This window comes from Paenarthrobacter sp. PH39-S1, from assembly GCF_030063245.1.
Taxonomy (GTDB): Bacteria; Actinomycetota; Actinomycetes; order Actinomycetales; family Micrococcaceae; genus Arthrobacter_M.
Window position 1 is genome coordinate 1 of the sequence record NZ_JASISR010000057.1, and the last position, 12,503, is coordinate 12,503.

The 12,503-nt window shown below is 62.7% G+C and carries 11 protein-coding genes; 8 read left to right on the forward strand and 3 right to left on the reverse strand.

Features of this window, described 5'->3' with window-relative positions; translation table 11 throughout:
• The 3 genes from QMG52_RS20445 to QMG52_RS20455 form a co-directional block, all read left to right on the forward strand.
• On the forward strand, positions 1 to 459 hold a 459-nt coding region (locus QMG52_RS20445; protein WP_283562258.1), incomplete at its 5' end, for an FCD domain-containing protein.
• An 87-nt stretch (positions 460 to 546) separates the two neighbouring features.
• The gene (locus QMG52_RS20450) at positions 547 to 1,974 is read left to right on the forward strand and encodes an amidohydrolase family protein (protein WP_283562259.1); all 1,428 of its coding nucleotides are present in this window, start codon (positions 547 to 549) and stop codon (positions 1,972 to 1,974) included.
• A gap of 40 nt (positions 1,975 to 2,014) precedes the next feature.
• On the forward strand, positions 2,015 to 3,490 hold the full coding sequence (locus QMG52_RS20455) for an NCS1 family nucleobase:cation symporter-1 (protein ID WP_283562260.1): 1,476 nt from the start codon (positions 2,015 to 2,017) through the stop codon (positions 3,488 to 3,490).
• Between the two features lie 356 nt (positions 3,491 to 3,846).
• On the opposite strand, the gene QMG52_RS22020 is transcribed toward QMG52_RS20455, so the two are convergent.
• Positions 3,847 to 4,110, reverse strand: a complete 264-nt coding sequence (locus QMG52_RS22020) for a hypothetical protein (RefSeq protein ID WP_349361776.1) — start codon at positions 4,108 to 4,110, stop codon at positions 3,847 to 3,849.
• 339 nt (positions 4,111 to 4,449) lie between these two features.
• Between QMG52_RS22020 and lepA the strand changes: the two genes are divergently transcribed.
• Together lepA and hemW are read left to right on the forward strand one after the other, a co-directional pair.
• Positions 4,450 to 6,303: a translation elongation factor 4 gene (gene lepA / locus QMG52_RS20465; RefSeq protein ID WP_283562262.1), complete on the forward strand. Its 1,854-nt coding sequence runs from the start codon at positions 4,450 to 4,452 to the stop codon at positions 6,301 to 6,303.
• A 57-nt stretch (positions 6,304 to 6,360) separates the two neighbouring features.
• A complete protein-coding gene (gene hemW / locus QMG52_RS20470; protein WP_283562263.1) occupies positions 6,361 to 7,590 on the forward strand; it encodes a radical SAM family heme chaperone HemW in 1,230 nt (409 codons plus the stop codon).
• A gap of 14 nt (positions 7,591 to 7,604) precedes the next feature.
• Here the strand turns inward: hemW and QMG52_RS20475 are convergent, their stop codons facing one another.
• Both QMG52_RS20475 and QMG52_RS20480 read right to left on the reverse strand, forming a co-directional pair.
• On the reverse strand, positions 7,605 to 8,054 hold the full coding sequence (locus QMG52_RS20475) for a DUF4870 domain-containing protein (protein WP_283562264.1): 450 nt from the start codon (positions 8,052 to 8,054) through the stop codon (positions 7,605 to 7,607).
• Positions 8,055 to 8,120: 66 nt separating this feature from the next.
• Entirely contained in the window at positions 8,121 to 8,969 is an 849-nt protein-coding gene (locus tag QMG52_RS20480) for a DUF3097 domain-containing protein (RefSeq protein ID WP_283562265.1), read from the reverse strand.
• Between the two features lie 146 nt (positions 8,970 to 9,115).
• On the opposite strand from QMG52_RS20480, the gene hrcA reads away from it, so the two are divergent.
• From hrcA to QMG52_RS20495, 3 genes are all read left to right on the forward strand, one after another.
• On the forward strand, positions 9,116 to 10,129 hold the full coding sequence (hrcA, locus tag QMG52_RS20485) for a heat-inducible transcriptional repressor HrcA (protein ID WP_283562266.1): 1,014 nt from the start codon (positions 9,116 to 9,118) through the stop codon (positions 10,127 to 10,129).
• Between the two features lie 85 nt (positions 10,130 to 10,214).
• Complete coding sequence (dnaJ, locus tag QMG52_RS20490) at positions 10,215 to 11,339, forward strand: molecular chaperone DnaJ (protein ID WP_283562267.1); 1,125 nt, start codon at positions 10,215 to 10,217, stop codon at positions 11,337 to 11,339.
• A gap of 7 nt (positions 11,340 to 11,346) precedes the next feature.
• Positions 11,347 to 12,219, forward strand: a complete 873-nt coding sequence (locus QMG52_RS20495; protein ID WP_283562268.1) for a 16S rRNA (uracil(1498)-N(3))-methyltransferase — start codon at positions 11,347 to 11,349, stop codon at positions 12,217 to 12,219.
• The last annotated feature ends 284 nt before the right edge of the window (positions 12,220 to 12,503 follow it).

Consider the following 12,503-nt stretch of genomic DNA (forward strand, 5'->3'; position numbering starts at 1 on the left):
CCGCGGCGCCGCCTTCAAAGCGACGGCAACATGCCAGCATCAAGCCGGCGCCACGGGACCGCCCGGCGACAATGGCCGCCCCGGACGGGCAGCAAACCCAACCACCCCCACCTCATATCGTCTAGAGCGACGCCGGAGGATCTCGCGTACCTTGGCGGTCTCCTTGACCAAGCCGATCTCGGACTTGAACAGGGATCAATTCTTGAAGCACAAAATGCCAACAACGAATTCCATGACGCCATCACCAGCATTGCGGCCAATGACTTTCTCCGAGCCGCCCTTGAGCCTCTCCAGGGTCGTATGCATTGGCTTTTCCGTCATGCCTCTGATCTTCCCGAGTTGATTCAGGAGCACCGGCGCCTTTTCGAAGCGATCGCCACCGGCGACCCAAAACACGCTGCACTTGTGTCATACGAACATATTCAGAAATATCGCAAGCAATATTACCAAACCCACTAATCCCACCCCATCCGCACACGAACTGCATCGGCCGGTACTGATCGAGTAGAGGCCGCGGGATTTGTGTACCCAAAAACAGGAGAAGCAATGGATGAATTAGCAGATCTGGTGATTGCAGACGCTACTGTGGTCAACGCCGATGGCCGCCGCAGGTCTCATGTAGTGGTCCGTGGCAGACATGTGTCCGCCGTGTTGGACGCCGATCAACCAGCGCCGCCTGCGGTTCGAACCATCAATGCGAGGGGGCGACTTCTCATTCCGGGCGGCATCGACGGTCATTGTCATGTTGCTCAGGTAACGGGGCAATTCCGGACTCTGGACGATTATAAGATGACTTCCACCGCGGCCCTCTGGGGCGGGACCACGACAATCATGGACTTCGGAATTCCACGAGATTCTTCGGAAACACCCCTTCAGGCTGCACGTAACAAAATAGGACTGTCCCGTGATTCTCGCTGCGACGTCGCGCTGCATGGGTCGGTGGTGAGCTGGGACGAGAGCGTACCGTCACAGCTGGAGGAAATGGCGGCTTTGGGGATCCGTTCCGTGAAAATGTACGCCACCAACCGTGGAACCACGATGGCAAACAACGACACTATTCTGCGGGTCATGCGGGAAATGGTCCGACTGGACGGATTGACCTACATCCACGCAGAGCATGACTCCATCATCATCGACTGCACCGAGCAGCACGCCGCTGCCGGTGAGATCGGTATTCGACACTTGCACCAGACAAGGCCTGAACTGGCTGAAGAGCTTTCCGTCAAGGAAACACTTGCAATGGCCGAATACACCGGCGCTCCGGTGTATTTCGTGCACCAATCCACGCCGGGAGCCGTAGACCTGGTCACTGAGGCCCGCTCCCGCGGGTTGATGGCATTCTCAGAGACCTGCCCCCATTATCTGACGTTGGACGATACTGTTTACGCGGGACATTTCCCCGAGTGGTACGCCTGTTGTCCACCCATGCGAAGCCGTGAGACTGTGCGGGCGTTACAAGGCAGAATGCTCGCAGGTGCAGTGCACACAATTGCCTCGGATCATTCTTGCTACGACTTACGCCAGAAGCGCGAGAAAAGCGACGACATCCGCCAGATGCCTCACGGCCTGCCCGGGGTGGAGACCAGACTTCCCGTTGCATTCACCACCATGGTGAAGGAAAACGGAGACGGCGCCGAAAGATTTGTCGAAGTATTCTCAGCCGGTCCGGCCCGTATCAATGGCATTCCGGGCAAGGGAGCAGTCGCCACGGGAAATGACGCCGATCTGGTCCTTCTTGACCCGACAGAATCACGGACCGTCGAAGGCGACAAGCTGCACATGGGAACCGATTTCTCCCCATTCGACGCCATGGAACTGCGCGGATGGCCACAGATCGTAGTCTCGGCAGGCCGCGTAGTCATCGATGAAAACGGCTTCCACGACCCTGGACCCGTTGGCCAATTCGTGCGGCGTTTCGGATTTGCAAATCAGGTCCAACACCGGCCAGAAATAGCCGCTGCCGTCAATGCCTAACAAAAATCACCGTCCAACACTGATTGACAAGGGAGTCACCATGGATAACGACAATGAGTCACTTGCAACGCTGGACCCAACGGGCCGGCTCTACAACGAGGACCTGGCGCCGGCCAAAGAACGAAAATGGGGCTCGTACAGCTTTTTCGCAGTGTGGATGTCCGCCATCCACAACATTGGCACCTACACCTTCGTTGCGGGTCTTTTCGTCATGGGTCTTACCGGCTGGCAGGTCCTGGCCGCCATCCTGATCGGCACCGGAATCCTCTTTGTCTGCATGAACTGGGCTGGGAAGATGGGACAGCGTACCGGCGTGCCATTCCCGGTTCTGGCAAGAATCAGTTTTGGAATCTGGGGTGCTAACATTCCGGCCCTTGTCCGTGCGGTCATCGCCATTTGCTGGTACGGCATCCAGACCTATTTGGCTTCGATGGCCGTCGTAGTCCTTCTCCTGCGCATCGACCCGGGCCTGCAGCATTGGCAGGACCAAAGTTTCCTAGGCCTGTCGCTGCTTGGTTGGGCCTGCTTCCTGCTCCTGTGGGTCCTGCAGCTGCTCGTCATCACCCGAGGAATGGAGGCGGTTCGCCGCTTTCAGGACTGGGCCGGCCCCATCGTCTGGGCCGTAATGCTCGGCATGGCTCTCTGGCTTTTCGCCATGGCGGGCTGGAACATCCCAATGGGCCTCTCCATTCACCCGCTGAGTGGACCCGAGGCGTTTCGCGGAGTGTTCACCGGCGCCTTCCTTCTAGTGGCAACCTACGCGACCATGCTGTTGAACTACTGTGACTTCACACGGTTTGCCAAATCAGGGAGGTCAGTCGTCCGCGGTAATTTCTGGGGAATTCCCGTCAATTTCGCCGCCTTCGCCGCAATCAGCATCACAATGACAGTAGGAACCGTAGTCGTGTTTGGTAAGGCCATCACGGATCCTGCTCTTATCTTGGCTAAGGTACCGAATACCTTTGTCCTCGTCGTTGGCGCGCTCATGTTTATCGTCGCAACCATCGGCGTCAACGTGGTACTGAACTTCGTCTCGCCCGCCTACGATCTGGCCAACGTCTGGCCCAAAAAGATCACGTTCCGCCGCGGCGGTATCATCAGCGCAGTGCTCGCGCTACTGGTGATGCCGTGGAATCTTTACTCCAACCCGGTTGTCGTAAACTACTTTCTGGGAGGACTCGGCGCATTTCTTGGTCCGCTGTTCGGCATTCTCGCCGCTGACTATTTTCTGATCCGCCGAGGCATCGTCAACATCAAAGACCTGTACCGTTCCGATGAAACCGGGGAATACTTCTACACGAAGGGAATCAATCCCAAGGCCATCGCAGTATTCGTCCCGACCGCAGCCATCACCGCGATCATGGCGCTGGTGCCGGCCCTTCAGATCGTCGCAGCGTTCGCGTGGCCCATTGGCGTTGTAATATCAGCCATAGCCTATTTCATACTGATGCGGGGTGCGGTAAAGCGAGGTCATCCTCAGGGTGGCTTGGAACTTGAACCACAGCTGGCAGAATAACAATCCTCGTTGCCCCTCCTGTCATGCCCGACCTGCGATCGAAGGCCGATCCCGGCAGGAAGTCCTGGTTCCAGGGGCGCCAATCCTAAGCAAAAAGGGGGAGTCCGCCATGCTGAAAAGGGGAGCGAAATTGGAGGAGAATTTTGACGACTTGGGGGAGTTAAGACGACTTGGGGGAGTTAAAAGGGAGTTGGCACCAAGTGGGTCTGACCTGCGAGATAAAACCGCAGGTCAGAGCCATGTTGTGCCCCGGACTGGAATCGAACCGGCGACCAAGAGATTAACAGGCCTCACTCGAGAGGCCGTGGCACTCGCCGGCGCACATGGCCACTGGCATTCTGGCGAAAAGACCCGCACTACGTCCAGCGGTGCCGACGGCGAAGTCCTTCGGCAACCCGGCCAAAACGCTGCGCATTCAGGACGGACCCTTCGCGGCGCATGTCGGCCGCGGAGACCTGCAGGATGCGGTCCAGCTTCACTTCGGTGGGCCGGCCCTTCGCATCCCAGGGCCCCGTGCCAAGGTCGATGTAGTCATTGTCGCCGCGGTGCTCGCTGCCGTGGTCCTTGCTGGTGAGCATGACGGCAAGGAGGCGGCGGCCGCTGCACCCCACCACCAGCACCGGCCGGTCCTTGCCTGGCTGTAGTCCTCTTCAAAGGGCACCCAGGTCCACACGATCTCGCCCGGGGTCGGGGGAGTCGTTGAGGTTGGGCGGGTACGCCACCCGTGCCGTGCCGCGGAAGTCCCCGGGGTACGGCGCGGACTTCGCGGACGACGGCGAACCAGGCGTCGCGCGCGCCGCGGCGGTTGCGCGCCGGGCGGGCCCCCGGTTCTTTGCCGGGCACCCAAACGTGGGAGACTTGTAGGAATGCGTGTCCGGCGCCCAGTTCGCGGCCACAACCCCTGCACGGCCCGGCACAACGTCCGGGTTCGTGAGTCCGTGCAACAGTGAGGAACCCCATTGTCACCCATGGCCCGCACCGCCCCGGTGCCCGCCGCGACCGATCCGGCGATCATCAGGAACTTCTGCATCATCGCCCACATCGACCATGGGAAGTCCACCTTGGCGGACCGGATGCTTCAGCTCACCGGCGCGGTTGAGCAGCGGAATATGAAGGCCCAATACCTGGACCGGATGGACATCGAGCGCGAGCGTGGCATCACGATCAAGTCCCAGGCTGTCCGGGTGCCCTGGGAAGTGGACGGCACCGCCTACTGCCTGAATATGATCGACACTCCCGGACACGTGGACTTCACCTATGAGGTGTCCCGCTCGCTGGCCGCCTGCGAGGGCGCCATTCTGCTGGTGGACGCCGCACAGGGCATCGAGGCCCAGACTCTGGCGAACCTGTATCTGGCGATGGAACATAACCTGACCATCATCCCGGTGCTGAACAAGATCGATTTGCCGGCGGCCCAGCCGGAGAAGTACGCGGCGGAGCTGGCCGGTCTTATCGGCGGCAAAGCGGAGGATGTGCTGCTGGTTTCCGGCAAGACGGGCGTCGGCGTTGAAGCGCTGCTGGATAAGATCGTGAGCGAGCTGCCGGCCCCGCAGGGGAATCCGAACGCTCCGGCGCGTGCGATGATTTTCGACTCGGTCTACGACACCTACCGTGGCGTGGTCACCTACGTCCGCGTCGTCGATGGACACCTCAGCCCGCGTGAACGCATCCAGATGATGTCCACCCGGGCCACCCATGAGCTGCTGGAAATAGGGGTCAGTTCCCCGGAACCCACCCCCAGCAAGGGTCTGGGCGTGGGCGAGGTTGGCTACCTGATCACCGGTGTGAAGGACGTCCGGCAATCCAAGGTCGGGGACACCGTTACCACCTTGTCCAAACCCGCCACGGAATCCCTGGGCGGCTACGAGGACCCGAAGCCGATGGTGTTTTCGGGCCTCTACCCGCTGGATGGTACGGACTATCCGGTGCTACGCGATGCGCTGGATAAGTTCACGCTCAATGACGCGGCGCTGGTGTACGAGCCGGAGACTTCCGCTGCGCTGGGCTTTGGCTTCCGGGTGGGCTTCCTGGGCCTGCTGCATCTGGAAATCACCCGTGAACGGCTGGAACGCGAATACAACCTGGACCTCATCTCCACGGCACCCAACGTGGAATACGAGGTGACCCTTGAGGACAAAAAGGTCGTCACGGTCACCAACCCGAGCGAGTACCCGTCCGGAAAAATCGCCGAGGTGCGTGAGCCGATGGTCTCTGCCACCATTTTGGCCCCGAGCGAGTTTATCGGCGCCATCATGGAGCTGTGCCAGCAGCGCCGCGGCGTGTTGGGCGGCATGGACTACCTGTCCGAGGACCGGGTGGAAATCCGCTACCGACTGCCGTTGGCGGAAATTGTCTTTGATTTCTTCGACCTGCTCAAGTCAAAGACCCGCGGTTACGGCTCGCTGGATTGGAAGGCCGACGGCGGTCAGGTCGCCGACCTGGTCAAGGTGGACATTCTGCTGCAGGGAGAGCAGGTGGATGCGTTCAGCGCCATCACGCACCGTGATAAGGCCTACGCCTACGGCGTCATGATGACCGGCAAGTTGCGCGAGCTCATCCCCCGCCAACAGTTTGAGGTGCCCATCCAGGCCGCCATCGGCGCCCGGATCATCGCCCGCGAGAGCATCCGCGCCATCCGCAAGGACGTGCTGGCCAAGTGCTACGGCGGCGATATTACGCGTAAGCGCAAGCTGCTGGAAAAGCAAAAGGAAGGCAAGAAGCGGATGAAGATGGTCGGCCGGGTCGAGGTCCCGCAGGAGGCCTTCATCGCGGCGCTGTCCTCGGACGAATCGAAAGACAAATCGAGGAAGTGAGCTTCGTGCACTCCAGCCGCACGTTTGTGCACCGCGCGCTTGCCGGGACGGTCCGGCATGCCTAGTGCTCTGCCGGTGGGGGGCCCTGCCCCGGCCGACGGCGTTCTGCCGGAGCAGGCGCTGACCGGTGCCGCGGCGCGCATGTTCAGCCTGTACGCGCACATCCCGTTCTGCGCCGTGCGCTGCGGCTACTGTGACTTCAACACCTATACCGCCACGGAGCTCGGCGGCGGCGCGTCCCAGGATGCGTACGCGGCAACGGCGGCTTCGGAAGTGACCTTCGCCGCCCGCGCAATGGAGGAGTCCGGGTTGCCGGCACGCACGCTGGGCACGGTATTTTTCGGCGGCGGAACACCAACACTGCTGCCGGCGTCGGACCTGACGGCTGTTTTGGCCGCGGCGGTGGCCGCCTGGGGCGTCGTCGACGGGGCCGAGATCACGACCGAGGCGAACCCGGATTCAGTCAGTCCGGATTCCCTGCAGGAACTTGCCGACGGCGGCTTCACCCGGGTCTCGTTCGGCATGCAGTCGGCCGTACCGCATGTGCTGCGCGTGCTGGACCGGACACACACACCAAGCCGGGTACCGCAGGCCATCGAATGGGCCCGGAACGCCGGACTCAAGGTCAGCGTCGACCTGATTTACGGCACCCCGGGAGAATCGGAAGCAGACTGGGAAACGTCCGTGCGGACGGCGCTGAGCTACCAGCCGGACCACATTTCAGCCTATGCGCTGATCGTCGAGGACGGCACCAAGCTGGCCGCCCAGATCCGCCGCGGCCAGGTTCCCCGCATCGACGACGATGACCACGCGGCGAAGTATGCGCTGGCCGATGGAATGTTTGAAGCTGCGGGACTTTCCTGGTACGAAGTCAGTAACTGGGCCCGCACTCCGGACGACGCATGCCGGCACAATCTCGCGTATTGGCGCGGAGATGACTGGTGGGGGATAGGGCCCGGTGCGCATTCGCATATCGGCGGCGTCCGTTGGTGGAATGTCAAACACCCCACGGCCTATGCCGGGAGGCTGGCTGCTGGACTGTCCCCGGCAGCCGGCCGCGAAACGCTGGACGCAGGGACCCGTGAAATGGAACGGATCATGCTGCTGACGCGTTTGTCCGGCGGGATTGCGGTGAACACCTTGTCGACGGGCGCCAAGCACGAGATTGCCCGGCTAATAGCCGACGAACTGATCGATCCACGCGCAGCCTTCGCCGGTCACCTCGTGCTGACGCTGCGAGGCAGGCTGCTGGCCGATGCCGTGGTGCGCCGGCTGCTTGAGGACTGACTGCCCGCCCGGGCTCAGTGAATCAGACGCAGGCTCCACAGGTAGCGGTAGGGCTGCCCGCGGTTGACCTGCACCGCAGCAATAACGGAATACACCGTGAGGAAAATCCAGATCGCCACGGCCAGAAACGCGAAAACCGTCCCCGCCAGCGGCGCCACACCGGCAAGCAGCACAGCCATGATGTTCGCCACCGCCGCCACGATCGTCGGCGGCACGGTGAAATTCAATGCCTCCTTGGATTCCTGCGCGGTAAACGGACCCCGCTCACGGAAGACCAGATATATGATCAGGGACGGGATGAAACCCAAAATTCCGCCGCAATGGGCCATGAACGCCCACTGCCTGTCCTCCACGGGGGTCAGTGCGGGAGCACTCGCCGGCACAGCCTCGTACTGGGCACGCTCCTGCCGCCCCACGGGCGGCTGCGTGCTGTCGGCTTGGTCACCGCGCGCTGTATTAGCCACTGGCTTTTTCCTCCGCATTGCGCTGAAAGTCGTTCGGGCCGGCCAAAATATTGGTGGCCGCTTCCTCTAGGATACTGGAACCGTCAGGAAATCGATGACTTCCTCCACCCGCCCGAGCAGCGCCGGTTCGAGATCCGCGTAGCTCCGGACGCTTCCGAGCAACCGCCGCCAGCCGATCGCAATATCGGCCGGTCCTTGATGTGGCCAGCCGAACGCCTGCAGAATTCCGACCTTCCATTCGACCGTGCGAGGCACCTGCGGCCACGCGCCGATGCCGAGCACCTGTGGTCTGATGGCCTGCCAGACATCCACGTAGGGGTGGCCCACAATGAGTACATTGTTCCGGGCACCCGGGGTCCGCATTGCTTCCGCGGCGATCCGGGTTTCCTTGGAATTGGGCACCAGGTGGTCCACCAGGATGCCCAGCCGCCGTCCTGGGCCGGGGGAGAAGTCACGGACCAGACCGGCCAGATCGTCAACTCCGTGCAGGGGCTCGACGACGATGCCCTCCACCCGCAGATCGTCGCCCCAGACCTTTTCGACCAGTTCGGCGTCATGCTTGCCTTCCACCCAGATACGGCTTGCCCGGGCCACCTGCGCCCGCATACCGGCGACCTTGACTGAACCGGAGGCGGTGCGCTGCGCTGTGACTGTCTTGCTCGTCCGGGGAGCGACCAGCTGAACCGGTCGCCCGTCCACCAGGAAGCCGAAGCCCAATTGGAATGACTTGGTCCGCCCGCGCCTGTCCTCAAGCACCACGATGTGCATGCCGCCGGACTTCTCAATCCGTACCACTGCGCCGACCCAGCCGCTTTGCACGTCCTCCAGCACAAGTCCTTGGGCGGCCGGAACCTCCGGCAGCACGGTGCCGACGGGGGCGGAAAGGTCCTGCGGACCCCACTGGTCATAGCTCACGGCACTGCCTCTCATAGCGGAATACTCATGCTAACAACCGCGCGCGGGAAAGGTATTAGACTTAGCAGTTGGACAGGCAGAGTGCTAATGCCGGCCGCGGAATGAAGCGCGGTCAGATCGAACCGGACCGGGCGGGAGGTGTGCCGATGAGTGAACCGCGCAAGCTGGAAGTCCTGCGGGCCATCGTCGAGGACTACGTCCATTCGCGGGAGCCGGTTGGTTCGAAGGCTCTGGTGGACCGCCATCACCTGGGGGTCTCCAGCGCCACCATCCGCAACGACATGGCTGCGCTGGAAGAGGAGGGCCTGATCACTGCCCCGCACACCAGCTCGGGTAGGATTCCCACCGATAAGGGCTACCGGCTCTTTGTCGACCAGATTTCAGCGGTGAAGCCTCTCTCCGGGGCCGAGCGGCGCGCCATCCAGGCGTTGCTGGACGGTTCGGATGACTTGGATGAAATTTTGGACCGTACCGTGCGGACGTTGGCGCAGCTGACGAACCAGGTCGCCGTCGTGCAGTATCCCCGGACGGCGACCGCCACGGTGCGGCACGTCGAATTTGTCCTGCTGGCGCCGCATCAGGTGCTGATCGTGCTGATTCTGGCATCCGGAAAGGTCGATCAGCGCGTAAGCGACGTCGGCCAGCAGCTCGATGAGACCACGCTCGCGCAGCTGCGGGGCAAATTTCTGACGGCGCTGCTGGGCACCGAGCTGGCTGCGCTTCCCGCCACGCTAGCGGGAGTTCCGGCAAGTCTGCCAAGGGAAACCCGGCCGGCCGGGCTGCGGCTGGCCGCGGCACTGGCGCAGTTGGCCGTGGCGGCGCGCGAGGACCGGATCGTGATGGCAGGCACGGCGAATCTGGCCCGCTCCAACGTCGATTTCCCGCTGAGCATCGGCCCCGTGCTTGATGCCCTCGAGGAACAGGTTGTGATGCTGCGGCTGCTCACGGACATGGCGCAGGATGCCCGCGGTGTTTCCGTGAGCATCGGGCGTGAAAATCCGTACGACGCACTGGTGGAGGCCTCCGTGGTTGCCACCGGTTATGGCCCCGATGCGCTGGCAAAGATCGGTGTGCTGGGTCCCACCCGGATGGACTATCCGAACACGATGGCGGCGGTGCGGGCGGTAGCCCGCTATCTTTCGCGGATTTTGGCCAGCTAAGACTGACCGGACAGGTTTGTCCGGCCGCTTCACCGAGAGGTGATGTGGGCCGGTCTGACAGAAGACACAGAGAAAGTAAGAGACCTTGAGTAACCATTATGAAGCCCTGGGTGTTTCCCGCGACGCGACCGGCGAGGAAATTAAGAAGGCGTACCGCAAACTGGCCCGCAAATACCACCCGGATGTGGCCGAGGGGGGCGACGCCCAGGAACGCTTCAAGAACGTCAGCCACGCCTACGAGGTGCTCTCCGATCCGCAGAAGCGCCGCATTTACGACACCACCGGAAATGAAAACGGCACCGATAACGGCGCCGGGGCCGGTTTCGGCGGCCAGGGCTTTGCCTTCCAGGACATCTTCGAGACATTCTTTGGCGGGTCCAGCCAGGCAGGACCGGCATCGCGCACGCGCCGGGGCCAGGATGCGTTGATCAATGTGCGGATCGATCTCAGCGACGCCGTCTTCGGGGTCAACAAAAAGATCGAAGTGGAGACCGCCGTCGTCTGCCCCACGTGCAACGGCGGTTGCTGCCAGCCGGGGACGCACCCGACCACCTGCGACATCTGCCACGGCAGCGGCCAGGTGCAGCGTCCGGTGCGCTCCATCCTCGGACAGGTCATGACCGTCGCCCCCTGTGGCTCCTGCCAGGGGTTCGGCACAATGATTCTGGATCCCTGCAACGAATGCGCCGGCGATGGCCGCGTCCGCAGCCGCCGCACGTTGACCATCAAGGTCCCGGCCGGGGTTGGAACCGGCACCCGGATTCAGCTGGGCGCCCAAGGTGAAGCCGGTCCTGCCGGCGGTCCTGCCGGCGATCTGTATGTGGAAATCAAGGTCAATAATGATCCGTCGTTCCTGCGCGATGGCGACGATCTGCATGCTACGCTCAGCGTTCCGATGACCGCGGCGGCACTGGGCACCGAGCTGACCCTGGAAACATACGACGGCGAACAGCCCATCAGTGTCAAAGCCGGCCTGCAGTCCGGAGAAGTTATCCTGCTGCGCGGCCTGGGGGTGACCCACCTGCGCGGTCACGGCCGCGGGGACCTGCGGGTCCACATAAATGTGGAAACACCGAGCCGGATCGACGCCGCCCAGCAGGAGCTGCTCCACCAGCTCGCCGCGCTGCGCGGCGAGCAGGTCAGCGAGGGGAAGCTTGTCACCAGCGGCGGAATGTTCTCCAAGCTCCGCGACAAGTTCGGAAGCCTCTAGCCTCCGCATGACAAACCCGATCTTCTTCGCCGGACCCGCCGAGTTGGCCCCGCTGGCTGCTGGTTCGGTGTTTGTCCTGGGCGGCCCGGAAGGCAGGCATGCGGTCACCGTAAAGCGGCTCGGCCCCGGTGAGGTGCTGGATCTGGTGGATGGAGCCGGACGTCGGGTGACCGGCATTGTCACCGCCGCTGGCGCCGGCGAGCTGAGCGTCCGGGTGGAGCGCGTGTCCACGGAGCCTGCCCCTGCTGTGCGTTTAATCCTCGCCCAGGCGCTCGCCAAGGGCGACCGTGACGAACTGGCCATCGAGACGGCGACCGAACTCGGTGCCGATGGCTTCATTCCGTGGCAGTCCGAACGCTCCATCGTCCGCTGGAAGGGCGAGCGGGCGGCAAAATCCCTGGCGAAATGGCGCAGTACCGTCAGGGCGGCAGCCAAACAGGCCCGGCGAGCCTGGATCCCGGAGGTCTGCGGGGCGGTGGAGACCGCGGGTCTGCTTAAACGCGTCGAGACAGCCTCTCTTGCCTTGGTCCTGCATGAAGCGGCAGCCGACCCACTGAGCGGAACCGTGGGTCGGCTGCGCGCCCGTACCGGCGGAAGCGCCCGGGCTGGGATTGATATTGACACAGCCGGGATTGACACAGCGGGCAATGACATGCCGGCCAGTGGCCCAGCAGGGAATGACCCCGACCTGGATGACGCCGCGGCGAATGACGAAATTTTGATCATTGTGGGGCCCGAGGGCGGCATCAGCGGAAGGGAACTGGATCTGCTGACGGGTGCGGGCGCCGTGCCGGTCCGGCTTGGCCCGCATGTGCTGCGCTCCTCCACAGCCGGCCCCGCCGCCGTCGCCCTGCTCAGCGTTGAGCTGGGCCGCTGGTAGCGCTAGCTGGGCTGGGCCGCTGGTAGCGCTAGCTGGGCTGGGCGGCTGGTAGCGCTAATGGGTATTTTCGTTGGTTTGTCGGGGGTTATGCTGGGGTCCCTGTTCGTGTTTGCTCAGGCGTTGCAGGTACTTGGTGAGGCCGCTGGCGGGTGTATTTCTAGGTGCGTGGGTCAGTAGTCCGTCCTAGTTTTAAAACGCCGGCGAATTATTTAAAACGCCGGCGGATTAGCCGGGCTGCCGGATGTGGGGCTGGGAGAATTGGGGTATGGATGCCGGTTCCCAGG